Raw genomic sequence first — 20,612 nt, 5'->3', positions numbered from 1 at the left:
CGCTGCAGTGCATGCGCGCGCTCCAGGCCCGGCCCGGCCTGCGCCGCGCCGCCTGGTGGCTCGACATCCACGGCCCCGCCGGACTGCTGCTGGCGGCCGCGCTCGCCCTGGGCTACGCCTGGTGGCTGTACGGCTACCCGATATTGCGCGGCACGGCCCCATTCTGGTGGCGCGACAACGCCGACATCACCCAGTACCTGGCCGGCTTCAATGCCTACGCCAGCGACGCCTGGCGCTGGCCGCTGCTGCGCTTCGAGACCCTCAACACCCCCGAGGGCACGGTCGCGACCTTCCTCGACACGGTGCCGCTCTATGCGCTGTTCCTCAAGCTGGTGCGCCACGGGGCGCCTTACTGGAACCCCTACGGCCTGTGGATCGCGCTGTGCTTCATCCTGCAGGGCGTGGGCGCGTGGTGGATCTGCCGCGAGGCGCGCGTGCGCAACTGGGCCGCGCTGGCGGCGCTGGCCGTGCTGCTGGCCAGCTTCCCGGCCCTGACCTTCCGCATCTCGCACACCAGCCTGATGTCGCAATGGATCCTGGTGTTCGCCTTCGCGGCCTACCTGCGCGGCTCGCGCCTGGGCCGGCTGGACGCGCCGGCCTGGATGGCGCTGCTGGTGGGCGCCTTCTACGTCAACATCTACCTGTTCGTGATGGCATCGGCGATCTTTGGCGCCGACGTGCTGCGCCAGCTGCTGCGCGCGCCGGCCAGCCGCGCCACGCTCGGACGCGCGCTGCTGACGCCGCTGGCCGTCTATGGCCTCCTGTTCGCGACGATGTGGGTCACCGTGCTGCCCCTGCCGCCTGGCGCGGGCAGCCGCGAATGGGGCTTCGGCTATTTTTCGATGAACCTGCTCGCGCCGCTCTATGGCGGCTACCTGCTGCAACTGGAGCATCCGATGGCGCACGACGGCCAGGGCGAGGGGTTCAACTACCTCGGCGTGTTCCTGCTGCTGCTGACGGTCGTCGCGTACAAGGTGCTGCAAGGCCGCGATCCGGGATTCTGGCGGCGCCATGGCGCCCTGCTGGGCGTGCTGGTCGTGCTGTGGCTGTTCGCACTGTCGAACCTCGTCTGGCTGGGCAACGCCCGGCTGTACGCCCTGCAGCTGCCGGAATGGATGCAGACCGTGACCACCACCTTCCGTGCGTCCGGCCGGTTCTTCTGGCCGGTCGGCTATGCGGTCATCCTGTTCACCGTCATCGGCGTCGCGCGCCACGTGCCGGCGTGGCGCGCAGCGGCATTGCTGGCGGCGGTGACGGCGCTGCAGATGTGGGACCTGCAGGCGCACCACCACTACGTGCGGCAAGTGGTGGCGCAACAGTCCGCTCCGTTGATCGACGAGGCGCGCTGGAACGAATTCCTGGGCGCGCAGACGCGCGCCCTGCATTACTATCCGCCGTTCCGCTGCAACCAGGTGGCCGGATCGAACGCCCTGCTGCCCGTGATGGCGTATGCGGTCAAGCACGGCTATCCATTTTCCACCGGCTATATCGCACGCGCGACCAAGGCCTGCGACAACTATGACGTCACGATCGCCGGCCTGCCCGCCTCGACGGCGATCGCGTTCGAAAAGCTTTACTTCAAGCAGCAGCAGGAAGCCGAACGGCTGGCCGGCCCGGGCGCCGTCTGCGCCGACATGGAGATCGTTTTCCTGTGCCGTAAAAGCACCCACCCTGACACCGACAGACAATGAAGAAACGTGTATCCCTGGTCGCTCCGTTCTATAACGAATCGGGCAATGTGTCCGAGTTCTTCCGGCGCATCGCCGCGATCGCCGTCGAACTGCCCCGGTACGAGATCGACGTCATCGCCGTGAACGACGGCAGCCACGACGCCACCTGGACCGAACTGCAGGAGGCGCGCGCCAGCTATCCCTGGGTACACCTGGTCGACCTGTCGCGCAATTTCGGCAAGGAGGCCGCGCTGACGGCGGGGCTCGACCGGGCCACGGGCGACGCGGTGGTGCCGATCGACAGCGACCTGCAGCACCCCCCGGAACTGTTGTCCGAGATGCTGGCGCAGTGGGAACTGGGCGCCGAAGTGGTGCTGGCGCGCCGCACCGACCGCGCCACCGACGGCCACCTGCAGAAACTGTCGGCGCTGTCGTTCTACCGCTTTCACAACATGATCTCCAAGGTCGAGGTGCCGATCGACGTGGGCGACTTCCGCCTGATGGACCGGCGCGTGGTCGAGGCCCTGCGCCAGTTGCCGGAAAACCACCGCTTCATGAAGGGCCTGTTCGCCTGGGTGGGCTTTCGCACCGTGACCGTGCCCTACACGCCGGCGCCGCGCCATGCCGGCGCCTCCAGCTTCAATGCCTGGAAACTGTGGAACCTGGCGCTGGAAGGCATCACCAGCTTTTCGACCGTGCCGCTCAAGGTCTGGACCTATCTCGGCATGGGCGTGTCGCTGCTGTCGCTGATGTACGCCGCCCTGATCGTGCTCGACACCGTGTTCGCGGGCGTCGACGTGCCCGGCTACGCCTCGCTGATGGCGGGCGGCATGTTCATCGGCGGTGTGCAGCTGATCGGCATCGGCGTCCTGGGCGAGTATGTCGGCCGCATCTACCACGAGGTCAAGCGCCGTCCGGTCTATCTGGTGCGCGAGGAACAGCCTGGCGAAAACGTCGATGAAGCTCGTTGACTTGTTCCGGCGCTTGCTGGCGCGTCATCGCGCCTTCGTCATATTCGGCCTGATCGGCGTCTTCAACACCGTCCTGCATTCGGGCACCGTGATCGCGCTCGTCGAAACGGCGCTGGCCGGACCGGTCGCGGCCAACGTGGCCGGCTTTGCCCTGGCCAACACCTGCTCGTTCTTCGCCAACTGCCGCTTCACCTTCAAGCAGCCGCCGAGCTGGAGCCGCTACCGCAAGTTCCTGGCCGTATCGATGCTCAGCCTGGCGCTGACGGTCGCGCTGTCGGCACTGGCCGAGGCGCTGCGCTGGCACTACCTCGTCGGCCTGGCGCTGGTGCTCCTGTGCGGCCCGGTACTGACCTTCGCGCTGCACAAGGCAGTGACCTTCCGCCATCCGGCCTGACCCCATGACGCCCATCGCCACCACCCCGCCACGCGACCATGCGCTCGACACCATGCGCGTGGTCGCCACCCTGCTCGTGATCGTCATCCATGTCAGCGCCAAGGGCTTCGGCCTGATGGGGGAGCGCAACTGGTGGGCCGTGAACGCCTGGGAGAGCGTGGCGCGGGTGGCGGTGCCGCTGTTCTTCATGATCAGCGGCGCGCTCCTGCTGACGCGCGCGCCCACGGTCGCCGCGATCGGCCGCCGCGAATGGCGCATCCTGCTGCCGCTGGCCGCCTGGTCGCTGCTGTACCTGCTGTGGTTCCGCCATACCGGCCAGCGCCAGGACGACTGGCTGGCGCTGATCGTGAACGGGCCGGTCGCCGGCCACCTGTGGTACCTGTACGCGCTGGCCGGGGTCTACGTGTTCCTCCCGGTGCTGGTCGCGTTCCACCAGCACGTCGCCCCGCGCACCCAGCTGTTCTGCCTGCTGTTCTGGTTCATCGCCGCCAGCGTGGTGCCGCTGGAGATCGCGCTGACTGGACGCCGGGTGGCCGGCATCGACTGGGCGGCGCTGCATCTCTATCCGGGCTATATGGCGGTGGGGGCGCTGCTGTACCACCGCCTGCCGGCGGTCCCCCGGCGCCTCCACCTGGCCTTCGCCTGGGCCGCCTGGGCCCTGCTGGCGCTTGCCATTGCGCTGGCAACATGGTGGCGAAGCCATACGCTGGCCCAGGCCAACGAAGCCTTCTATACTTACTCGAGTCCGCTGGTGCTGCTGGCCAGCCTGGCCGCTTTCGTCGCCCTGCGCGCGCTGGGTGCGACCTGGGCGCCGCCGGGCAGCCGCAGGATGCGCGCCGTCGCCTGGTTCGCGGCGACCAGCTTTGGCGTCTATCTCATCCACGTCTGGGTGCTGTTCGCGCTGGAGACGGTGGGGATCGACTACCGCTACGTCAATCCCTGGTTCGGCATTCCACTGCTGGCCCTGTGCGCGGCCTCCGGCTCGGCCGTGCTGGTGCGCGGCATGCAGGCGATTCCCGGAGTGCGCGCGATCGTGCCGCGCTGAGTGGCGCAGCGCCAACGCCAGACCAGCGCGCCGGCGCCGGCGGCGCGCTAGAATGAACCCGCGGGCCCCCTTGCCGCCGCATTTCCAGTCCCTGTCCAGCACATCCGACTTCGATGCATACCGACGGCGCCGCCCTGTTCCTGTTCGCGCACCAGGACGATGAATTCGGGGTCTTGCAGCACATTGCCGACTACCGGCGCTGCGGCGTGCCGGTCGCCTGCGCCTACCTGACCGACGGCCAGGGCCGGCGCGCGCGCGCGGCGCGCCGCAATGCGGAGTCGCGCGCAGTGCTGGGCCGGCTCGGCGTTGCGCCGCAAGCCATCGTCTTCGCCGGCGAGGCGCTCGGCATCGCCGACGCCAACCTTCCCCTCCAGCTCGACGCGGCCCAGGCCTGGATCACGCGCTGGCTCGATACCCATGGCCCGGTCGCCGCCCTTCACATCCCCGCCTGGGAGGGCGGCCACCAGGACCATGACGCCCTGCACGCGCTCGCGGTGGCGCTGGCGGAGCAGCACGGCCTGCTCGCCCGCACCTGGCAATTTCCGCTTTACCGTGCGGCCGGCGTGCCGGTTCCGCTGGCGCGCGTGCTGGCGCCGCTCTCCGCCAACGGCCAGGTGCACGCCAGGCGTATCGCCTGGCATGACCGCCTGCGCAACCTGCATTGTTGCCTGTCGTATCCGTCCCAGGCAAGCACCTGGCTGCTGCTGTTTCCACCGGTGCTCTGGCATTACCTGGCGCATGGCGTCGAATCGCTGCAGCCGGTTGCGCCGGCGCGCACCCTCGAGCGTCCGCACGACGGACCGCTGTACTACGAGCAACGGCGGTTCTTTACCTGGCCCAGGATGCAGCTGGCGCTGGCGGCCTGGCGCGCGCGGCTGTCCACCGGCCAGCCCCCGGAAGGTAAGCGGTAGTGCTCGATGATGCAGGTCGACCCTCGTCCAGGCCTGCTCGGTGGCAAGACCGAATGCAGCGGGGCCCATCCAGATCCCCGGCCATCCACGTTCTGAGAGCGCTATCACGCACGGCGCGGTGACCGCTGCCGTTTGCCAGTCAAACGGAAGCGGTCACATGGGCGCCTCTGTGCGCTTACGAACGGAGCATCGGCCGGGTGTCCGATTACAGTGGAGGCGACATATCCGGGCCCGTACGATGCGGGCACGCCGGCGCCCAACCCGCAAGAACACCCCATGGTACTCGGACCGCCGAAGGACGATTTACTCAAGAAAGATCTCGACGTGCAGGGCTGCGGGCAGAGCCGCGGCGTGCCGGCCAATGGCGAGGTCGAGGGCAATGCCGTCCATCCGATGGGTTCGCCCGAGGACAATCCCGGCACCCACCACTGGCAGTCCAGCCACATCGAACACGGCGGCCTGGACGAGCGCGGCAACATCTTCTTCGCCGCGGTCGAGATGACGCGCATGCCGATGCTGATCACCGATCCGCACCAGGACGACAACCCGATCGTGTTCGCCAACGGCGCCTTCACGGACCTGACCGGCTACTCGCAAGAACAGATCCTGGGCCGCAACTGCCGCTTCCTGCAAGGGCCCGACACCGACCGCGCCACCGTGGCCGAGCTGCGCAGCGCGGTCGAGGAACAGCGCGCGGCGGCGGTCGACATCCTGAACTACAAGGCCGACGGCACGCCGTTCTGGAACGCCCTGTTCTTCGGCCTGATCTTCGACCAGCAAGGCAAGCTGCTTTACTTCTTCGCCTCGCAGATGGACATCACCGAGCGCCGCAGCAGCCAGGAGTCCTGGCTGCAGGCGCAGAAGATGGAAGCCATCGGCCAGCTCTCGGCCGGCATGGCCCATGACTTCAACAACCTGCTGCAGGTGATCAACGGCAACCTCGAAGTCGCCCTGCTGGGCGCCGGCCCCGAGCACAAGGCGGTCGAACCGATCCGGCGCGCCCAGCGCGCCACCATGCAGGCCGGAAAACTGACCCAGCAGCTACTCACCTTCGCCCGCAAGCAGCGCCTGGAACCGAAGCGCCTGAGCCTGAACAGCCTGGTGGTCGAGTTCTCCGACATGCTGGTGCGCACCCTGGGCGACAAGATCGACCTGCGGCTCGACCTGCGGCCCGGCTTGCCTGCCTGCAGCATCGACCCGACCTATCTCGAGATGGCGCTCCTGAACGTGGTGCTCAATGCGCGCGACGCCATGCCGGGCGGCGGCGCGGTCTCGGTCGGCACCGCCGTGCTGGGCGAGCAGCGCCGCCGCCTGCTGGGCCTCCCCCCCGGCGACTACGTCTGCATCTGCGTGAACGACGAGGGCGAAGGCATGACCCCCGAGGTCAAGCGCCGCGCCACCGAGCCCTTCTTTACGACCAAGGGACCGGGCACCGGCCTGGGCCTGGCGATGGTGCATGGCTTCGTGCAGCAATCGCACGGCAAGCTCGACATCGAGAGCGAGCCGGGCCGGGGCACCCAGGTGCGCATGGTGTTCCGGGTCGCCGAGCTGGGCGCCGGCGCCGGCGAGGATGCCGCGCTGGCCGGACGGCGCGGCGCGCGCGAAGACACGCAAGAGCGGCGCTGCCGCATCCTGGTGGTCGAGGACAACGATGACGTACGCGAACTGGCCGAGAGCATGCTCGCAATGGCCGGCTACGAGGTGCTGTCGGCCCCCAGCGGCGAGCGCGCCCTCGGCCTGCTGGAAAACGGCGAGCAGGCCGACCTGCTGTTTACCGATGTGATCATGCCGGGCGGGATGAACGGGCTGGAACTGATCGAGCGCGTGCACGCCAGGCGCCCCGACCTGCCGGTGCTGGTCACCACCGGCTATATGGACGAACTGCCCGGCAGTGGCAAGCCCAGCGGCGTCCTCGACGTGCTGTCCAAGCCCTACCAGCACCAGGACTTGCTGGAGCGGGTCGGGGCCGCGCTCGAGCGGACTGCCTGAGCCAGGCTCTCCGGCTACGTGCCGACGCGAGGCCGCGCCATCACGCCGGACGCATCTCCGGCCTGGAAGCGGCCGTTCCCGCCTTCGCCGGGCGGGAACGGCGTCGGCCGCTGGCGCTCAGGCCTGCGCCTTCGGTCCGCCGCCCAGCAGGAAAGCCAGCTTCTGCTTGGCCGGCTTGGCCGCCGCGTGCGGCGCCGCATCGAGATCCTTGCGCGGGCTGCTGGTCGGTTCGTACGGCTTGAGGAACCACGGATCGATCCTGTCGCGGCGCGCGCCCGGACCGAGTCCGGAGCGCGGCGCACGCGCCGGGCCGCGCTCGTCGCTGCGGCGGGCGCCGCGTTCGCCGTCGCGCGCAGCGTAGTCGCGACCGCCGTCGCGGCCGCCGTCGCGTCCACTGTCACGGCCAGCCTCGCGGCCGCCTTCCCGAGCACCTTCGCGACCGCTCTCGCGACCACCTTCGCGCCCACGGCTGGCGGGGGCCACGAAGCCTTCCAGCGTGCCGCGCGTGATGGTCTGCTTGATCAGCTTCTCGATGTCGGCCAGCAGGCGCTCGTCCTTGTCCGAGTAGACCGACAAGGCGTCGCCCGAGGCGCCGGCGCGGCCGGTGCGGCCGATGCGGTGCACGTAGTCTTCGGCGTTGTACGGCAGGTCGTAGTTGATCACGGCCGGCAGGTCCGAGATGTCCAGGCCACGCGCGGCGACGTCGGTCGCCACCAGCACTTCGACGCTGCCGTTCTTGAACGCGTCCAGCGCCGCCATGCGCTCCTGCTGGGTCTTGTCGCCGTGGATCGCCGACGCCTTGACGCCGCGCTTCTCGAGGTGGATCGACAGGCGCGAGGCGCCGATCTTGGTGTTCGAGAAGATGATCACCTGCTTCATGTCGCGCGAGCGGATCAGGTGCTCGACCACGTCGCGCTTGGCTTCTTCGTCGACCTTGTAGACGATCTGCGTCACTTTCTCGGCGGTCGCATTGCTGCGCGCCACTTCGATCGTCAGCGGGTTGTTCAGGAAGGTGTTGGCCAGCTTCTTGATTTCTGGCGAGAAGGTGGCCGAGAACATCAGGTTCTGGCGTGATTTCGGCAACAGGTTGATGATGCGCTGCAGGTCGGGCAGGAAGCCCATGTCGAGCATGCGGTCGGCTTCGTCCATCACCAGCATCTGCACCTGGCCCAGGCTGACGTTCTTCTGTTCGATGTGGTCCAGCAACCGGCCCGGGGTGGCGATCACGATCTCGACGCCGCGGCGCAGGATCTCGGTCTGCGGCTTCATGTCCATGCCGCCGAACACCACGGTCGCGCGCAGCGGCGTATGCCGGGCATAGGCCTTGACGTTCTCGGCCACCTGCACCGCCAGTTCGCGGGTCGGCACCAGCACCAGGGCGCGCACCGGATGGCGCGCCGGCGACATGCTGGCGTTCGCGTGCGGCATCAGCAGTTGCAGGATCGGCAGCGAGAAGCCGGCGGTCTTGCCGGTGCCGGTCTGGGCCGCGCCCATCACGTCGCGGCCCTGCAGCACCACCGGAATCGCCTGGGCCTGGATCGGGGTCGGATGGACGTAGCCCTGGTCCGAGAGCGCGCGCAGGATTTCCGGCGCCAGGCCGAAGTCGGCGAAGCGCACCGTGGGAGCCTCGGCGGCGGCCGGTGCCGCGACCGGGGCGGCGGGCATGGGAGGCGTGGCACCAGTGGCGGCGGCGACGTCGTTGTTCGCGATGTTGCTCGGAGAATCAGACATATTATTTAGTTGCATTCATTCGTTCAGCTCTACGATCGGGCAGGTCCTCCCCGTTGCGGGTCGAAGGACGCGCAGCGCAGGGCGAACGGGAACCGGGCTCCGGCGCGCATGGCAGGCAGGGGACCGGGGATAAGCCGGCAAGCGGGACAGCCCGGCGGCAGGCCGGCGGCAAGCCGGAGTAACGGATGTAGAGACACTTTTAGCGGGTGACACGATACCCGAAATCGCCGCCCATGTATATGCCGGCCTGTTTTTTAGACAGTTTATCAAAAGATACGCACAAGCAAGCAAACCGCGCCGCGCGGCGGCGTGGACCGGCTTTCGCGGTGGGCCTTATCACCGCGTCCAGCCGCGTTGCTGGGCCGTGCGTTCGGCCACCGGATCGAGCACGGCGCCGGCGATGCGCGCGTCGATCGCCTCGCGCACGACGGGCGGCGGCTGGCTGCCGTCGACCCAGGCGGCCCCGCCGCCATCCTGGGCCAGCACCGGAATGGTCCAGCGCCCGTTCTTCAGGCAGGCCAGGCCGGCGGTGGTGTCGACCACGAAGCTGCGGCAATAGCCGCCATCCTTCGCGACGAAGGTGACGCCGATGCGCACCCCGCTATCGGACGGGCCGGGGCTGGCCAGCTGGCCATCCAGCGCCGCCACCAGCGGCCCGCGCGCCACCAGGACGCCGTCGACGTGGTCGAGCGTGGCCAGGCCAGGCGCCCGCGCCAGGCTGTGCCAGCCGAAGGCGCCCACGGCGGCGCCCGTCAGCAGCGCGGCGCCGACCGCCACCCAGTGGCGCTTGCACCAGTTACTGTAGGCAATTTGTGGCGGCGGCACCGTGCGTCCGGGGCGCAGGCTGTTGAGCTGCACCACCTTGGCGCCGCAGGGCGGCGCGGCGCGCTGGCCATGGTTGCCGTCGTGGCCGTTGGCCGAGACGCCGATGCGTCCGTTGCGGGTATGGCCCTTGAGCTGCAGCTCGGCCCGGTGGTGGGCGATGCGCGCCGCCAGCACCGGATCGGCGCGCATGGCCCGTTCGACCGCCAACCGCGCCGGTTCGGCGAGTTCGCCGTTGATGTACCCGATGAGAAGATCGTCAGAAAATGTCATGCCGGGCCCCTGCGCTGTTGGCTACGACGTGATCAAGCCATGTTCATCCAGCACGTCATGCAGTAATTCGAGCCGGATCACGGGGTTATCGAGCATCAGCATATGATGCTTTTGCTGGTTGGGCAGCGGCAGCAGCTCGCACCAGCGGTTGGCCACCCAGCCGCAGTCGTCGAGCCGGAACGGCGGCTGCACCGGCCAGCGGTGCTGGGGAACGTCGTGCAGCGAATTCAATACCCGGTCGAGCGCGTCGGAGGCGCCCTGCAGCTCGGACGGGATGTTCACGCTGCTGTCGTCGTCGACCAGTTGCGCCTCGGCCATCCACAAGCCGTTGACGTGCTGCTCGGCGGTGACGACGGAAAAGCGCGCGCCGCCGCGGCACAGCACCTGCAGCAGGCCGGGCGTCTCGGTGGTGGTCTCGGTGACCGAGGCGATGGTGCCGGCGGCCACGAAGCGCTCCTGCTCGGCATCGGGCCGGCGCACCTCTTGCCCATGCGTCAGCAGCACCACGCCGAACGGTGTGCCGTCGAGGATGCAGCGGCTGATCATGTCGAGATAGCGCACCTCGAACACCTGCAGCGGCAACACCCCGTCCGGAAACAGCACCGTACTGAGCGGGAACAGTGGCATGGAAATCGTCGACATGGGTTCCATGATGACAGAATCGGGGCCATCGCGGGTGTACGATTGCGCCCGGCGGGGGCCCGATTCACGACCTCCCGGCATGGTTTCCTAGTCTTCTGGGGACCTCAGCGGCAGGTAGCGCACCCACTGGCGCAGATCGTCCAGGCGCCAGCGAAGCCGGCCCCAGCCGGGGCCGGGCGCGTCCACCACCCGCACCCGCACCATCTTGCCGGCGACCGGCGGACAGGCATAGAGATACAGGCCGGCCTCGCCGAACGGCAGGCGCAGTTCGCGCCCCGGGCCGACCTTGAGCGGGCCGAACACCACGGGCGCCCTGCCGTCGTTGCGCAGCAGCAGCACGTCACGCACGCCGCGCGTCAGCCGGATCTCCGACGGCAGCGCCAGCTCTCCGCCACCCGCGGTCGGAAAGGCCAGCAGCAGTTCATGGCTGCCGCCCCGCAATGGCGCCAGCATACCCAGCAGCAGCGCCAGGCCGCACAGGCCGGCCAGCACGGTCAGCGGCCAATGGCGTTTCAACAAGGACGACAAGGCGGCACTCATTGCGCGCTTCCGCTCTCGCGAGAAGGGTATTTCAGATTAGAATGTTTCATTTAACCAAGAGCATCTCTTGTGCCCGATTGACAAACTTCATTGACAAAGGCGCAAAGTCGCGTGCGCCTCATCAATCCAAGGATGCGTATGCTACGTAGTCCGGTCTCTCCGATCAACCCCGCCGCCCCGGCTGCCACGCGCAAGGACATGCAGCAGACCGCCACCCCTACGCCAGAACCTACGCCGCCGTTCCATGCCGGCCACGCGCCATTGCTGATGGCGCTGCTGGTGTTCGCGCTGACCCTGCTGGTCACCTTCGCCGCCTGGTCCAGCGCCCAGCGCAGCGCCGAGGCCCAGCTGCGTGAAGCCTTCGACTACCGCACGCGCGACATGGACTACGCCATCGGACGCCGGCTGCTGGTCTACGAGCAGGTGCTGCGCGGCGTGCGCGGCTACCTGCGCGGCTCGGTCGACCTGAGCCGGGCCGAGTTCGCCGACTATTACGAGGTGCTGCGCCTGGAGCAGTCGTTCCCCGGCCTGGAGGCGCTGGCGATCGCCGCCGCGATCCCGCCCGGCGCCCTCGCCGCCCACGAGGCCCGGGTGCGCGCCGAGGGCTTTCCCGACTACCGGGTCCACCCGGGGGCCGACGGCCAGCCGCGCACGGCCATTTCGCACATCCAGCCGTTCAATGCGCGCAACCTGCGCGCCTTCGGCTACGACATGTACAGCGAGCCGGTGCGGCGCGCGGCGATGGCGGCGGCGCGCGACAGCGGCCAGGCCGCGCTCAGCGGCAAGGTGGTGCTGGTGCAGGAAGGCGGCGCCAGCCTCGATGCGGGCTTCCTGATGTACCTGCCGGTGTACCGCAGCGGGCGCGACGTCGACACCGTCGAGGAGCGCCGCGCGGCGCTGGTGGGCTGGGTCTACGCCCCGTTCCGCATGAACGACCTGTTGCGCGGCGTGGGCGGCATCACCGCGCCCCAGCTCGACGTCGAGATCTACGACGGCGACCACATGGCCCCGGGCGCGCTGCTGTACCGCTCGCCCGGCGCCGGCCGCGCCGCGGCGCCGCGCTTTGCCACCGTCACCCGCATGACGATGGCCGGCCGCACCTGGACCGTGCGGATGGCGTCCAGCGCCAGCCTCGAGGCCACGCTGGACCACGACCGCCCGCAGATGGTGGCCGTCACCGGGGTCGTGCTGGGCTTTCTCGTGAGCCTGGTGGTGTGGCTGCTGGCCGGCTCGCGCCGCCGCGCGCTGCAGCTGGCGCAGGCGATGACGTTCGAGCTGCGCGAATCGCACGGCCGCATCGCGGCCGACCAGCGCCGCTTCAGGACGATCCTCGAAACCGCCTACGACGGCTTCGTCGCCGTCGACCGCGAGGGCCGCATCACCGACTGGAATGCGCAGGCCACGCACATCTTCGGCATGGACGCCGCGCATGCGATCGGCAGCCCGGCCGAGCTGCTGCTGCCGGAGGAAAAGCGCGTCGCCTTCCGCACCGCCTTCGACGCCCTCGCGCGCGGCGGCGCCGGCGCGGTTGCCGGCGCCCTGGCGGGCCCGCCGACCGAGACCGAGGTGCTGCACGCCAGCGGCCGGCGGGTGCCGGTGGAGCTGGCGGTGGCCCTGCTGCCGCCGGGCGACGGCGCGGGCGCCACCGTGTTCGTGCGCGACATCACGCCGCGCCGCGAAGCCGAGGCGCGCGAGCTGCAGCGCCAGCAGCGCCTGGATGAAGCGCGCCAGGCCCTGGCCCGGGCCCAGAAACTGGAAGCGGTCGGCAAGCTCACCGGCGGCGTGGCGCACGACTTCAACAACATCCTGCACATCATCAGCGCCAACGTGCAGCTGATGCTGCGCGCCGAAGGCCCGCCCAGCCGCAAGCGCCTGCACAACGTGCTCGACGCGGTGGAGCGCGGCGCGAAGCTGGTCGGCCAGCTGCTCGCCTTCGCGCGCCGCCAGCCGCTGCATCCGAGCGTGGTCGACGTGGCCCAGCTGCTCGAGCGCAGCGACAGCCTGCTGCAACGCGCCGCCGGCGACGACATCGTGCTCGAGCGCAGCGCTGCGCCTGATCTGTGGCCGACCCTGGTCGACCCGAACCAGCTCGAACACGTGCTATTGAACCTGGTGATCAATGCGCGCGACGCGATGGAAGGCAACGGACGCATCGCGCTGCGGCTGGCCAACCTGACGGTGGGCGCCGGCGCCAGCCAGCTCGAAGGCGAACCGGCGCCCGGCGACTACGTCGTGATCTCCGTCGCCGACGACGGCCACGGCATGCCGCCGGAAGTGATGGAGCACGCCTTCGAGCCCTTCTTCACCACCAAGCCCGAGGGCAAGGGCACGGGACTCGGGCTGTCGATGGCGCACGGCTTCGTGCGCCAGAGCGGCGGCCAGATCCGGCTCGACAGCACGCCGGGCGCCGGCACCACGGTGACCATCTACCTGCCGCGCCATGTCGCGCCGGTGGTGCCGGCGCTGGCGGAGCCGAATATCGGCGCGCATCCCTGGCCTTGACAGCGCCGTCCTCGAACGGCCGCTCCTTTCGCGGCGCCGGGTGCTAGAGTGACGGGTATGAAACTGTTCTATAACGTGGCCGGGGTACTGGCCGTCCTGCTGGGCATCCTCGGCATCTTCCTGCCGCTGCTGCCGACCACGCCCTTCCTGCTGCTGGCCTCGGCCTGTTTCGCGCGCGGGTCCGTACGCCTGCACCGCTGGCTGCTGGCGCACCCCGTATTCGGCAAGTATCTCGCGAACTTCGAGGCCGGGCACGGCATTCCGCTGAAAGGCAAGATCGTCGCCACCGTGATGCTGTGGGGTTCGATGGCGTGGTCGACGCGCCATTTCGACAGCGTCGCGATCCTGATCTCGATGGTCGTGATCGGCGCCTGCGTGAGCACCTATATGTGGTGGTATCTGCCGACGCTCAAGCTGCCGCCGAAGACCTTGCCGGTCAAGGAATCCCAGCCGGGACGTTAGAAAATTTCATTTTGCCGCCGATTTTGTAATAATATTAATTACATACAACGCGACAGCGGCGCGCTGACACGTCAAACGGCGCTAGCAGGCATCGACGTAGCGGCCGCGCGCATCGGCCGGATAGCTGACCACGATGCGCTCGATGTCTGCGTCGGCCTCGTAGCGCACCCACACCAGGCCGTCGCGCGATTCGAAGCGCTCGGGCGCGGTCGCCACCAGCGGGATCTGGTGCCGGCGGCCGAAGTCGGCCACCACCTGCTGGCCGCTGGCGGCGATCCCGAGCTTCTGGCCGTTGGACAGCCGGTAGACGCCGTCGATCGAGCCGATCACTTCGGCGCTGGGCGTAACCCGCCGCGGTGGCGGCCCGACGCGCGAACAGCTGATGCCGGCCACCGGCACCTGCATCTCTTGCAGCGCCGGCGCGGCCGGATCGGCTGCTGCGGGCGGCGATGAACCCAGCAATGCGACCACGCCGGCCGCGGACGCGGCGGCAACGAAGCTCGTGCGCATGTCGTTCTCCTCGCTCAAAAGCGGGCATGGCCGCGTCATCGGCGGCGCTCCCGTCCCGTATGACACTGCCCTGCATCCCGAGTTCTGGCTGCGCGCCGGCCAGGGCCGTGTTGCCGGATAATGAAGCATCCCCACTCCAACAGCATGCATGGAACTGATCTTTCTCGGCACGTCGTCCGGCACGCCGACCCGGCAACGCAATATGTCCGGCCTGGCGCTGCGCCTGCGCGGCGCGCGCTCGTGGGTGCTGGTCGACTGCGCCGAAGGCACCCAGCACCGCGTCCTGCGCACGCCGCTGTCGGTAATGAGCCTGCGCGCCGTGTTCATCACCCATATGCACGGCGACCACTGCTATGGCCTGCCTGGCCTCCTGGCCAGCGCCGGCCTGCTGGGCCGCAGCGAACCGCTGACGATCGTCGGCCCGCCGCCGCTGCGGCCCATGATCGAATGCATCATGCGGGCCAGCGAATTGGAGCTGCCGTTTCCCCTCGCCTGGCGCACTCCCGACGAGCTGGCGCATGGGCCGCTGCTGGATGAATTTGAGGTCGACGCCACCGCGCTGTCGCACCGCATCCCGTCCTGGGCCTATGGCTTTACCGAGACCGCGATCGAACGCCGGCTCGATACCGAGAAACTGCGCGCCGATGCGGTTCCCTCGTCGGCGCTGTGGGGCGAGATCCAGCAGGGGCGCGACGTGGTCTTGCCGGACGGCCGCGCCATCACGGCGCTTGATTACCTGCTGCCGCCGCGGCGTGCGCGCCGCATCGTGGTAGCCGGCGACAACGACAGCCCGGATCTGCTGGCCGCCAGCGCGCACGGCGCCGACGTGCTGGTGCACGAGGCGACCTACACCGAGGAAGTGCTGCAGAAGATCGGCCCGGGCCCGCAGCACAGCTCGGCCATGCGGGTTGGCCGGTTTGCCGAAGGGGCCGGCGTGCGCAACCTGGTGCTGACGCATTTCAGTCCGCGCTACCAGGATGGCGGCCCGCTGCCGCTGGCGCTGCTCGAGGAGGAGGCGCGCGCGCAGTATGGCGGTCACCTGCTGCTGGCGCGCGATCTTGATCACTATGTGCTCGATCGCACTGGCGAACTGCGGCTGGCCGTGGGATAAGGGCTGCTTTCGATTGCCCGCAGCCGTCGCTGCGGTTCCTTGAACAGCTCGGGGATGGTGTCGCGCGCGAGCGGGTCGACGGCTTCGCGGTCGCGGAAGAAGTGGCTCATCCCGATCAGCATGTCGTCGGGGCGCGCCTTGTCGATCACGTAAAACTAATTTCCACATAACCAAATTCGCAGGTTCGTGCTTACCGGCGTTGTTACGCCACGCAGGCGCCGCCCCCGACCAGCTTTCCATTCTTCGCGCCAATCCATTCACCATGCATGCTGATCGATTCGGCATGCGCCGCGGCGCTCACCAGCCCGGCTTGTGCGGCGCCAAATCCATCGCCCGGTGACGGCGTACCTTGATCGACGTGCTCGCCAATCAGACGCAAGCCCTTGTTTATCAAGGAAAATATTCATGTGGAAGAGAAACTTCCTGCCAATGATCATGCCTGCCGCGGCAGCCGGCATGGCAAGCGCGGCCAATCCCTGGATCGAATACACGGTGAGCCCGATCGCGCCCCTGACCAGCGACGGCGCCGCCATCGACCACGCCGGCGTCACCGTGGCGCCTGCCAGTTCACCGGCGCTGGCGCGCTGACCGCCGTGCAGCCGGTCGCGCAATGACCGACGCCGCCCCGGCGGCGCCACGCTCACCCATCGAGGAGATCGTCATGTACATGCTTCATCGCCTGTCGCTCGCCCTGCTGTCGTTCAGCATGGCCGGCGCCGCCAGCGCCTACCCCGAGTACCGGGTGACGGTGGTCGGCCCGGCCAACAGCTGGGTCCATGGCATCAACAACGCCGGCGTGGTGGTCGGCGACTATCCCGTGGGTGGCGACCGGCGGCGCGCCTTCCTCAACCGCGGCAAGGGCCTGGTCGACCTGGGCGCCCTGAAGGGCGTGTGGAGTTCGGCCACCGGCATCAACGCGCGCGGCGAAGTGGTCGGCAACTGGCGCAGCGCCGACGGGAGCCAGCGCGGCTTCATCTACGCCTGCGGCAGGGCGCGCGACATCGGTACCATTCCCGGCAAGGTCACCGGCTACAGCGACATCAACGATGCCGGCTACATCACCGCCTCCGGCCGCGATCCGGCCACCGGTGAAACGCGCGGCTACCTGCGCGCGCCGAACGGCGCCTTCACCCACCTGGGCGCGATTGCCTGGGACGGCAACGGCGCGCCGGAAACCGTTCCCGCCGCGCTCAACAACCGCAACCAGATCACCGGACGGTCCGGGCGCTTCAATTCCCCGGAGCCGGGTTACCGCGCTTTTATCTGGCGCCGCGGCGTGATCCGCGACCTGGGCGACCTGGGCTCCACGCCCAATCTCGGCATCGACATCAACGACCGGGGCCAGATCACCGGCCAGGCCTATCTGCCGGCCGGACCGCGCGACAGCGTCGCCTTCCTGTACCGCCACGGGCGCATGGTCGGCATCGACGATCGCCCGGCGACCGCATACAGGTTCAGCGCCGGCGCCGGCATCAACAACCGCGGCCACGTGGTCGGCACCAGCGACCACCTGTCGGGCTTCATCTGGCGCGGCAAGCGCATGGAAAGCATCAACGCGCTGATCGACCCGGCATCGGGCTGGGATATCGACAACCCGGTCGCCATCAATGACGCCGGCCAGATCGCGGCCGTCGCCGTCCGCAACGGCGTGCGCTACGCGGTGCGCCTGGACCTGATACGTCCCCACGTCGACGCGGCGCCGGCGCTGGAACCCGAGGCCCGGGCCGAGCTGCTGACCTTCCAGGCGTCGCCGGCGCTGGAGGCGGCGCTGGCCAAGGCCGAGGCCCAGGCCCAGGAACGCGAGGTGGCGCGGCCCATTGCGCAGTAGAAGTCCCCCAGCAGTTGTCCTGTTACCGAAGGAGATCGTCATGCATCTGCATCATCGGCTGTCGCTGGTACTGATGTCGTTCACCCTGGCTGGCGCGGCCTCGGCCTACCCCGAATACAAGGTCACGGTGGTGGGGCCGGCCAACAGCTCCGCCGCCGACATCAACAACGCCGGCGTGGTAGTCGGCTCCTATCCCTATTCCCCGACGGCCAATCATGCCTTCCTCAATCGCGGCAAGGGCCTGGTCGACCTGGGCACCTTGAGAGGCACGGCCAGCGTCGCCGTCGCCATCAACGACAAGGGCCAGGTGCTGGGCCAGTGGACCACCAGCGGCGGCCAGCAGCGCGGCTTCGTCTACGACTGCGCCAGGCTGCGCGATATCGGCGTCATCGGCGGCAGGCCCACCACCTGGCGCGACATCAACAATGCCGGCTACATCACCGCCTTCGTGTCCGATACGCCCCCCAATGAAGGCATCAGCAGCTTCCTGCGCGCGCCCAACGGCGCGCTGACGGATATCGGCGACCTGCCCAACGATTTCCCGGGCACGTACCCGATCACCTTCGCCGCTTCCCTCAACAACAAGAACCAGATCGCCGGCGAATCCGGGCCGCTGACCTTCCCCGACCAGCCGTTGCGTTCCTTCATCTGGACCAAGGGCAGGATGCGCGACCTGGGCGACTTTGGCTGGACGCCCAACGGTGCGCGGTCCATCAACGACCGCGGCCAGGCCACCGGCTATGCCGGGGTGCCGACCTTCTTCCGCAACCGGGTCGCCTTCCTGTACAGCCGCGGGCGCCTGATCGACATCGACGGCCGCCCCCCCACCGTGGAACGCTCGAGCGAAGGCACCGGCATCAACAACCGCGGCCACGTCGTCGGCATCAGCGATCACCTGTCCGGCTTCATCTGGCGCGGCAAGAAGATGCAGAGCCTGAACGCGCTGATCAATCCAGCCGCGGGGTGGGACATCCGCGATCCCCGCGCCATCAACGATGCGGGGCAGATCGCGGCCAACGCCTATCGCAAAGGGGTACGGTACGCGGTGCGGCTGGATCTGATCAGGCCGCACGTGGACGCCGTGCCGCCGGCCGAGCATGACGAAGAGCCGTCGGTGGAGGCGCCGCTGACGCCGCAGGCGGCGGCGAAGCGGGCGCAGGAAGAGGCTGAGGGCATCGCGAAAGAGGTGGCCAAGCCGGTAGAGCAATAAAGCCGGCGCGGCCGGCCGGGGTTCATGGCGGCGCCGGCGAATCCGACGCCGACGCCGACAAATCAGCGCCGGATTCGGCCTTCGCGGCCTGGACACGCTTGAGCGCGCTCTCCGGATCCAGGCCCGCCATGATCAGGTTGATGATTTCCTGCTTGTCTTCCGAGCCGATCCACGCGCATTCCTTGCGATGCGAGCAGAAATAGGCATACCAGGACACGTCGGCCGGACGCTCCTTGCGCGGCTTCAGGCGGGCCGGCACGGCGGCGCGCCGCGCGCTGGCGAACGCCGGCAGCTGCGCGTCGGCGCCCGACCAGTCGAATGCGGCGGCGGCGCGCCGGTCGGCCTCCCAATCGCCGTCGTAACCCTTAACCGGCAGCATGCTTTCCTGGTCGACCGCGAGACTCGACAGCCTGGGGTAGGCATGGGCGGCGCAGAAGTCGTCGACGAAGCGCAGCTTCATGCCGATGCCGATCGGGACCGCCCGGCCGAGCACCGCGTCCTTCGGGTGCAGCGAGCGCGCCAGCGTCAGCAAGTCCTTGCAGCCGATCGGCGCGCCCTGGCGCGATCCTGCTTGGTGCGCCAGCGCTTCGTAGACGCGCACGCCGACCTCGATGTCGTTGACGGTGATTTGCTGCTCTGCTCTGGCGTTGCCGGTCATGCGCGCCTTCCTGGGAGGTGTGGTCGATGGCCGCCATTATGCATGATCGCGATCGGCCGCCTGCCCCGGACGCGCCGGCTCAGCGGCTGACCTGGCCCTCGTCACAGGCGTTGCCATTCTGGACCACGATGGCGCTGATGCGCTCCGGATGGCTGGCGGCGAGCCGATAGCCGATCGGCGCGCCATCGTCGATCACATACGTGGCGTAGCCGGTCAGGCCGACCTCCGTGGTGAACTTGTCGATCGTTGCAACCAGGTTGTCGCGCAGACGTGCGCTGCCGAGCTGCAATATGCGATCAATGGAAAGGCCCAAGCCAGAGCCGGCCTCGCCACGCGCCATGCCCGCCAGACCGAAAATGGTCAGCTATCGACTATTTCGCGTGCCCCGGTCGTCCGTGCGCCCTATTGGCTCACTGATCTTGGCTTGACGTCGCCGCAGTCGCTACTCAGCCAATTGCCCGAGCCGCTGCCCTTGAGCGTCATGGACTGGCCGTCGATACCAGGCGTCGTCGTCACCGATTCGATGTCAAAGGCTTTCTCGCCGCGGTACGTCAAGCGCATATCCATGGTCATGACCATCTCCGGAGCAGCGCACGCCATGCGGACATCCACCCCGTCAGGTCGTGGCGATTTTTGCACTGAACAAGACTCCGGTGCTTCCTGGCCGAGAACGTCGAATCTGGCAATCTGCTCTTTTGTAATGCACTCTTTGGTGCGCATGCCCATGCCGTTACCCGTGATTTCCACGCCTTTGGCAGCAAGCTGCGCCTTTGCCTCCGCCATTTCTTTACGCGCCTCGGGGCTCATCAGGCTGTCTACCAACTGTTGAATACCATCCCCAAGCGCACCGCCTTGCGTCTCACTGACGGTCCTGATGTCGACTTGCCACAACCCCGGCTTGATCTGGGCATGTTGCGCCAAAGCATTTGGAACCGTAATAGCGGCCAACGTCAGGAGGACTGTTGAGGTCAGGGTGCGTTTCATGGCAGCTTTCGATCGGGAGTTCACTGCAGTTTTGCTTTTGCGGAAAAACCAGGCTGCCAAAGTCGGCATTGGTTTAATTGGTAGGCCTCCCGTGAGTCGAACACGGCACCAACGGATTATGAGTATGTAGATCTAATGAACACAACGCTTCATCGCAGACATAAGATTTTGTCGAAAACTCTTACAACCCGCATTAATACTGGCTTTTAGCCCAAATATATTTTACACATTCCGACTTTCTCTGCTAATTTGGCTCTGAAATATTGAATCGCCACGAGTTTCCTAGACACTCGCGAGCCGCTTGAAATACTGCTTTTCATACTCGACCGGCGACAAGTCATTGCTGGAGCTGTGCCGGC

22 protein-coding genes are annotated in these 20,612 nt (G+C 68.1%); 12 read left to right on the top strand and 10 right to left on the bottom strand.

Annotated elements, in window-relative coordinates; genetic code table 11:
• Window positions 1–11: 11 nt before the first annotated feature.
• The 6 genes from ACZ9AQ_RS16695 (at window position 12) to ACZ9AQ_RS16670 (ending at window position 6,980) form a co-directional block, all read left to right on the top strand.
• The gene (locus tag ACZ9AQ_RS16695) at window positions 12–1,691 is read left to right on the top strand and encodes a DUF6311 domain-containing protein (RefSeq protein WP_429205638.1); all 1,680 of its coding nucleotides are present in this window, start codon (window positions 12–14) and stop codon (window positions 1,689–1,691) included.
• Complete coding sequence (locus ACZ9AQ_RS16690) at window positions 1,688–2,641, top strand: glycosyltransferase family 2 protein (protein ID WP_429205639.1); 954 nt, start codon at window positions 1,688–1,690, stop codon at window positions 2,639–2,641. The genes ACZ9AQ_RS16695 and ACZ9AQ_RS16690 overlap by 4 nt, the downstream gene beginning before the upstream one ends.
• A complete protein-coding gene (locus ACZ9AQ_RS16685; protein WP_429205641.1) occupies window positions 2,628–3,035 on the top strand; it encodes a GtrA family protein in 408 nt (135 codons plus the stop codon). The genes ACZ9AQ_RS16690 and ACZ9AQ_RS16685 overlap by 14 nt, the downstream gene beginning before the upstream one ends.
• 4 nt (window positions 3,036–3,039) lie before the next feature.
• Window positions 3,040–4,080, top strand: coding sequence for an acyltransferase (locus tag ACZ9AQ_RS16680; RefSeq protein ID WP_429205643.1), 1,041 nt, complete (start codon window positions 3,040–3,042; stop codon window positions 4,078–4,080).
• Window positions 4,081–4,193: 113 nt separating this feature from the next.
• Window positions 4,194–4,991, top strand: coding sequence for a PIG-L family deacetylase (locus ACZ9AQ_RS16675; protein WP_429205645.1), 798 nt, complete (start codon window positions 4,194–4,196; stop codon window positions 4,989–4,991).
• Window positions 4,992–5,267: 276 nt separating this feature from the next.
• Entirely contained in the window at window positions 5,268–6,980 is a 1,713-nt protein-coding gene (locus ACZ9AQ_RS16670; protein WP_429205647.1) for a response regulator, read from the top strand.
• Between the two features lie 117 nt (window positions 6,981–7,097).
• Here the strand turns inward: ACZ9AQ_RS16670 and ACZ9AQ_RS16665 are convergent, their stop codons facing one another.
• The 4 genes from ACZ9AQ_RS16665 to ACZ9AQ_RS16650 form a co-directional block, all read right to left on the bottom strand.
• Window positions 7,098–8,711, bottom strand: a complete 1,614-nt coding sequence (locus tag ACZ9AQ_RS16665; protein ID WP_429205649.1) for a DEAD/DEAH box helicase — start codon at window positions 8,709–8,711, stop codon at window positions 7,098–7,100.
• 336 nt (window positions 8,712–9,047) lie between these two features.
• Window positions 9,048–9,806 carry an anti-sigma factor gene (locus ACZ9AQ_RS16660; protein ID WP_429205650.1) on the bottom strand — a complete coding sequence of 253 codons (759 nt, stop codon included), beginning with the start codon at window positions 9,804–9,806 and terminating at the stop codon, window positions 9,048–9,050.
• A gap of 21 nt (window positions 9,807–9,827) precedes the next feature.
• Window positions 9,828–10,448, bottom strand: coding sequence for an LON peptidase substrate-binding domain-containing protein (locus ACZ9AQ_RS16655; RefSeq protein WP_429205652.1), 621 nt, complete (start codon window positions 10,446–10,448; stop codon window positions 9,828–9,830).
• An 87-nt stretch (window positions 10,449–10,535) separates the two neighbouring features.
• Entirely contained in the window at window positions 10,536–10,988 is a 453-nt protein-coding gene (locus ACZ9AQ_RS16650) for a hypothetical protein (protein WP_429205654.1), read from the bottom strand.
• A gap of 138 nt (window positions 10,989–11,126) precedes the next feature.
• On the opposite strand from ACZ9AQ_RS16650, the gene ACZ9AQ_RS16645 reads away from it, so the two are divergent.
• Window positions 11,127–13,490 carry a CHASE domain-containing protein gene (locus ACZ9AQ_RS16645; protein WP_429205656.1) on the top strand — a complete coding sequence of 788 codons (2,364 nt, stop codon included), beginning with the start codon at window positions 11,127–11,129 and terminating at the stop codon, window positions 13,488–13,490.
• A gap of 57 nt (window positions 13,491–13,547) precedes the next feature.
• Window positions 13,548–13,952, top strand: coding sequence for a YbaN family protein (locus ACZ9AQ_RS16640; protein ID WP_429205657.1), 405 nt, complete (start codon window positions 13,548–13,550; stop codon window positions 13,950–13,952).
• A gap of 81 nt (window positions 13,953–14,033) precedes the next feature.
• Here the strand turns inward: ACZ9AQ_RS16640 and ACZ9AQ_RS16635 are convergent, their stop codons facing one another.
• Window positions 14,034–14,462 (bottom strand): hypothetical protein, encoded by a 429-nt coding sequence (locus tag ACZ9AQ_RS16635; protein WP_429205659.1) that lies wholly within the window; start codon window positions 14,460–14,462, stop codon window positions 14,034–14,036.
• A gap of 148 nt (window positions 14,463–14,610) precedes the next feature.
• Between ACZ9AQ_RS16635 and ACZ9AQ_RS16630 the strand changes: the two genes are divergently transcribed.
• Window positions 14,611–15,573 carry an MBL fold metallo-hydrolase gene (locus tag ACZ9AQ_RS16630; RefSeq protein WP_429205660.1) on the top strand — a complete coding sequence of 321 codons (963 nt, stop codon included), beginning with the start codon at window positions 14,611–14,613 and terminating at the stop codon, window positions 15,571–15,573.
• Here the strand turns inward: ACZ9AQ_RS16630 and ACZ9AQ_RS16625 are convergent.
• A complete protein-coding gene (locus ACZ9AQ_RS16625) occupies window positions 15,528–15,722 on the bottom strand; it encodes a hypothetical protein (protein WP_429205662.1) in 195 nt (64 codons plus the stop codon). The genes ACZ9AQ_RS16630 and ACZ9AQ_RS16625 overlap by 46 nt on opposite strands.
• Before the next feature lie 53 nt (window positions 15,723–15,775).
• The gene (locus tag ACZ9AQ_RS16620; protein WP_429205664.1) at window positions 15,776–15,967 is read right to left on the bottom strand and encodes a hypothetical protein; all 192 of its coding nucleotides are present in this window, start codon (window positions 15,965–15,967) and stop codon (window positions 15,776–15,778) included.
• Between the two features lie 11 nt (window positions 15,968–15,978).
• Between ACZ9AQ_RS16620 and ACZ9AQ_RS16615 the strand changes: the two genes are divergently transcribed.
• The 3 genes from ACZ9AQ_RS16615 to ACZ9AQ_RS16605 all read left to right on the top strand — a co-directional run bounded on the left by ACZ9AQ_RS16615 (window position 15,979) and on the right by ACZ9AQ_RS16605 (window position 18,611).
• On the top strand, window positions 15,979–16,161 hold the full coding sequence (locus ACZ9AQ_RS16615; RefSeq protein ID WP_429205666.1) for a hypothetical protein: 183 nt from the start codon (window positions 15,979–15,981) through the stop codon (window positions 16,159–16,161).
• A 73-nt stretch (window positions 16,162–16,234) separates the two neighbouring features.
• Window positions 16,235–17,401, top strand: a complete 1,167-nt coding sequence (locus tag ACZ9AQ_RS16610; RefSeq protein WP_429205667.1) for an HAF repeat-containing protein — start codon at window positions 16,235–16,237, stop codon at window positions 17,399–17,401.
• A 40-nt stretch (window positions 17,402–17,441) separates the two neighbouring features.
• The gene (locus ACZ9AQ_RS16605) at window positions 17,442–18,611 is read left to right on the top strand and encodes an HAF repeat-containing protein (RefSeq protein WP_429205669.1); all 1,170 of its coding nucleotides are present in this window, start codon (window positions 17,442–17,444) and stop codon (window positions 18,609–18,611) included.
• Window positions 18,612–18,633: 22 nt separating this feature from the next.
• Here ACZ9AQ_RS16605 and ACZ9AQ_RS16600 read toward each other — a convergent pair whose 3' ends face one another.
• The 3 genes from ACZ9AQ_RS16600 to ACZ9AQ_RS16590 form a co-directional block, all read right to left on the bottom strand.
• Window positions 18,634–19,269: a hypothetical protein gene (locus tag ACZ9AQ_RS16600; RefSeq protein WP_429205670.1), complete on the bottom strand. Its 636-nt coding sequence runs from the start codon at window positions 19,267–19,269 to the stop codon at window positions 18,634–18,636.
• Between the two features lie 79 nt (window positions 19,270–19,348).
• On the bottom strand, window positions 19,349–19,609 hold the full coding sequence (locus ACZ9AQ_RS16595) for a hypothetical protein (RefSeq protein ID WP_429205671.1): 261 nt from the start codon (window positions 19,607–19,609) through the stop codon (window positions 19,349–19,351).
• 62 nt (window positions 19,610–19,671) lie between these two features.
• Entirely contained in the window at window positions 19,672–20,253 is a 582-nt protein-coding gene (locus ACZ9AQ_RS16590; RefSeq protein ID WP_429205673.1) for a DUF3617 domain-containing protein, read from the bottom strand.
• Between the last annotated feature and the right edge of the window lie 359 nt (window positions 20,254–20,612).

The organism is Massilia sp. UYP34 (genome assembly GCF_056279385.1).
This window is presented reverse-complemented; position numbering and strand designations above follow the sequence as displayed.

Bases quoted from the DNA above. Each gene is read 5' to 3' on its own strand.
- ACZ9AQ_RS16630 (WP_429205660.1), top strand. From the start codon at position 14,611: ATGGAACTGATCTTTCTCGGCACGTCGTCCGGCACGCCGACCCGGCAA.
- ACZ9AQ_RS16660 (WP_429205650.1), bottom strand. From the start codon at position 9,806: ATGACATTTTCTGACGATCTTCTCATCGGGTACATCAACGGCGAACTC.
- ACZ9AQ_RS16645 (WP_429205656.1), top strand. From the start codon at position 11,127: ATGCTACGTAGTCCGGTCTCTCCGATCAACCCCGCCGCCCCGGCTGCC.
- ACZ9AQ_RS16610 (WP_429205667.1), top strand. From the start codon at position 16,235: ATGTACATGCTTCATCGCCTGTCGCTCGCCCTGCTGTCGTTCAGCATG.
- ACZ9AQ_RS16690 (WP_429205639.1), top strand. From the start codon at position 1,688: ATGAAGAAACGTGTATCCCTGGTCGCTCCGTTCTATAACGAATCGGGC.
- ACZ9AQ_RS16600 (WP_429205670.1), bottom strand. From the start codon at position 19,269: ATGACCGGCAACGCCAGAGCAGAGCAGCAAATCACCGTCAACGACATC.
- ACZ9AQ_RS16590 (WP_429205673.1), bottom strand. From the start codon at position 20,253: ATGAAACGCACCCTGACCTCAACAGTCCTCCTGACGTTGGCCGCTATT.
- ACZ9AQ_RS16605 (WP_429205669.1), top strand. From the start codon at position 17,442: ATGCATCTGCATCATCGGCTGTCGCTGGTACTGATGTCGTTCACCCTG.
- ACZ9AQ_RS16635 (WP_429205659.1), bottom strand. From the start codon at position 14,462: ATGCGCACGAGCTTCGTTGCCGCCGCGTCCGCGGCCGGCGTGGTCGCA.
- ACZ9AQ_RS16670 (WP_429205647.1), top strand. From the start codon at position 5,268: ATGGTACTCGGACCGCCGAAGGACGATTTACTCAAGAAAGATCTCGAC.
- ACZ9AQ_RS16615 (WP_429205666.1), top strand. From the start codon at position 15,979: ATGTGGAAGAGAAACTTCCTGCCAATGATCATGCCTGCCGCGGCAGCC.
- ACZ9AQ_RS16665 (WP_429205649.1), bottom strand. From the start codon at position 8,711: ATGTCTGATTCTCCGAGCAACATCGCGAACAACGACGTCGCCGCCGCC.
- ACZ9AQ_RS16675 (WP_429205645.1), top strand. From the start codon at position 4,194: ATGCATACCGACGGCGCCGCCCTGTTCCTGTTCGCGCACCAGGACGAT.
- ACZ9AQ_RS16695 (WP_429205638.1), top strand. From the start codon at position 12: ATGCGCGCGCTCCAGGCCCGGCCCGGCCTGCGCCGCGCCGCCTGGTGG.
- ACZ9AQ_RS16595 (WP_429205671.1), bottom strand. From the start codon at position 19,609: ATGGCGCGTGGCGAGGCCGGCTCTGGCTTGGGCCTTTCCATTGATCGC.
- ACZ9AQ_RS16685 (WP_429205641.1), top strand. From the start codon at position 2,628: ATGAAGCTCGTTGACTTGTTCCGGCGCTTGCTGGCGCGTCATCGCGCC.
- ACZ9AQ_RS16680 (WP_429205643.1), top strand. From the start codon at position 3,040: ATGACGCCCATCGCCACCACCCCGCCACGCGACCATGCGCTCGACACC.
- ACZ9AQ_RS16640 (WP_429205657.1), top strand. From the start codon at position 13,548: ATGAAACTGTTCTATAACGTGGCCGGGGTACTGGCCGTCCTGCTGGGC.
- ACZ9AQ_RS16650 (WP_429205654.1), bottom strand. From the start codon at position 10,988: ATGAGTGCCGCCTTGTCGTCCTTGTTGAAACGCCATTGGCCGCTGACC.
- ACZ9AQ_RS16655 (WP_429205652.1), bottom strand. From the start codon at position 10,448: ATGTCGACGATTTCCATGCCACTGTTCCCGCTCAGTACGGTGCTGTTT.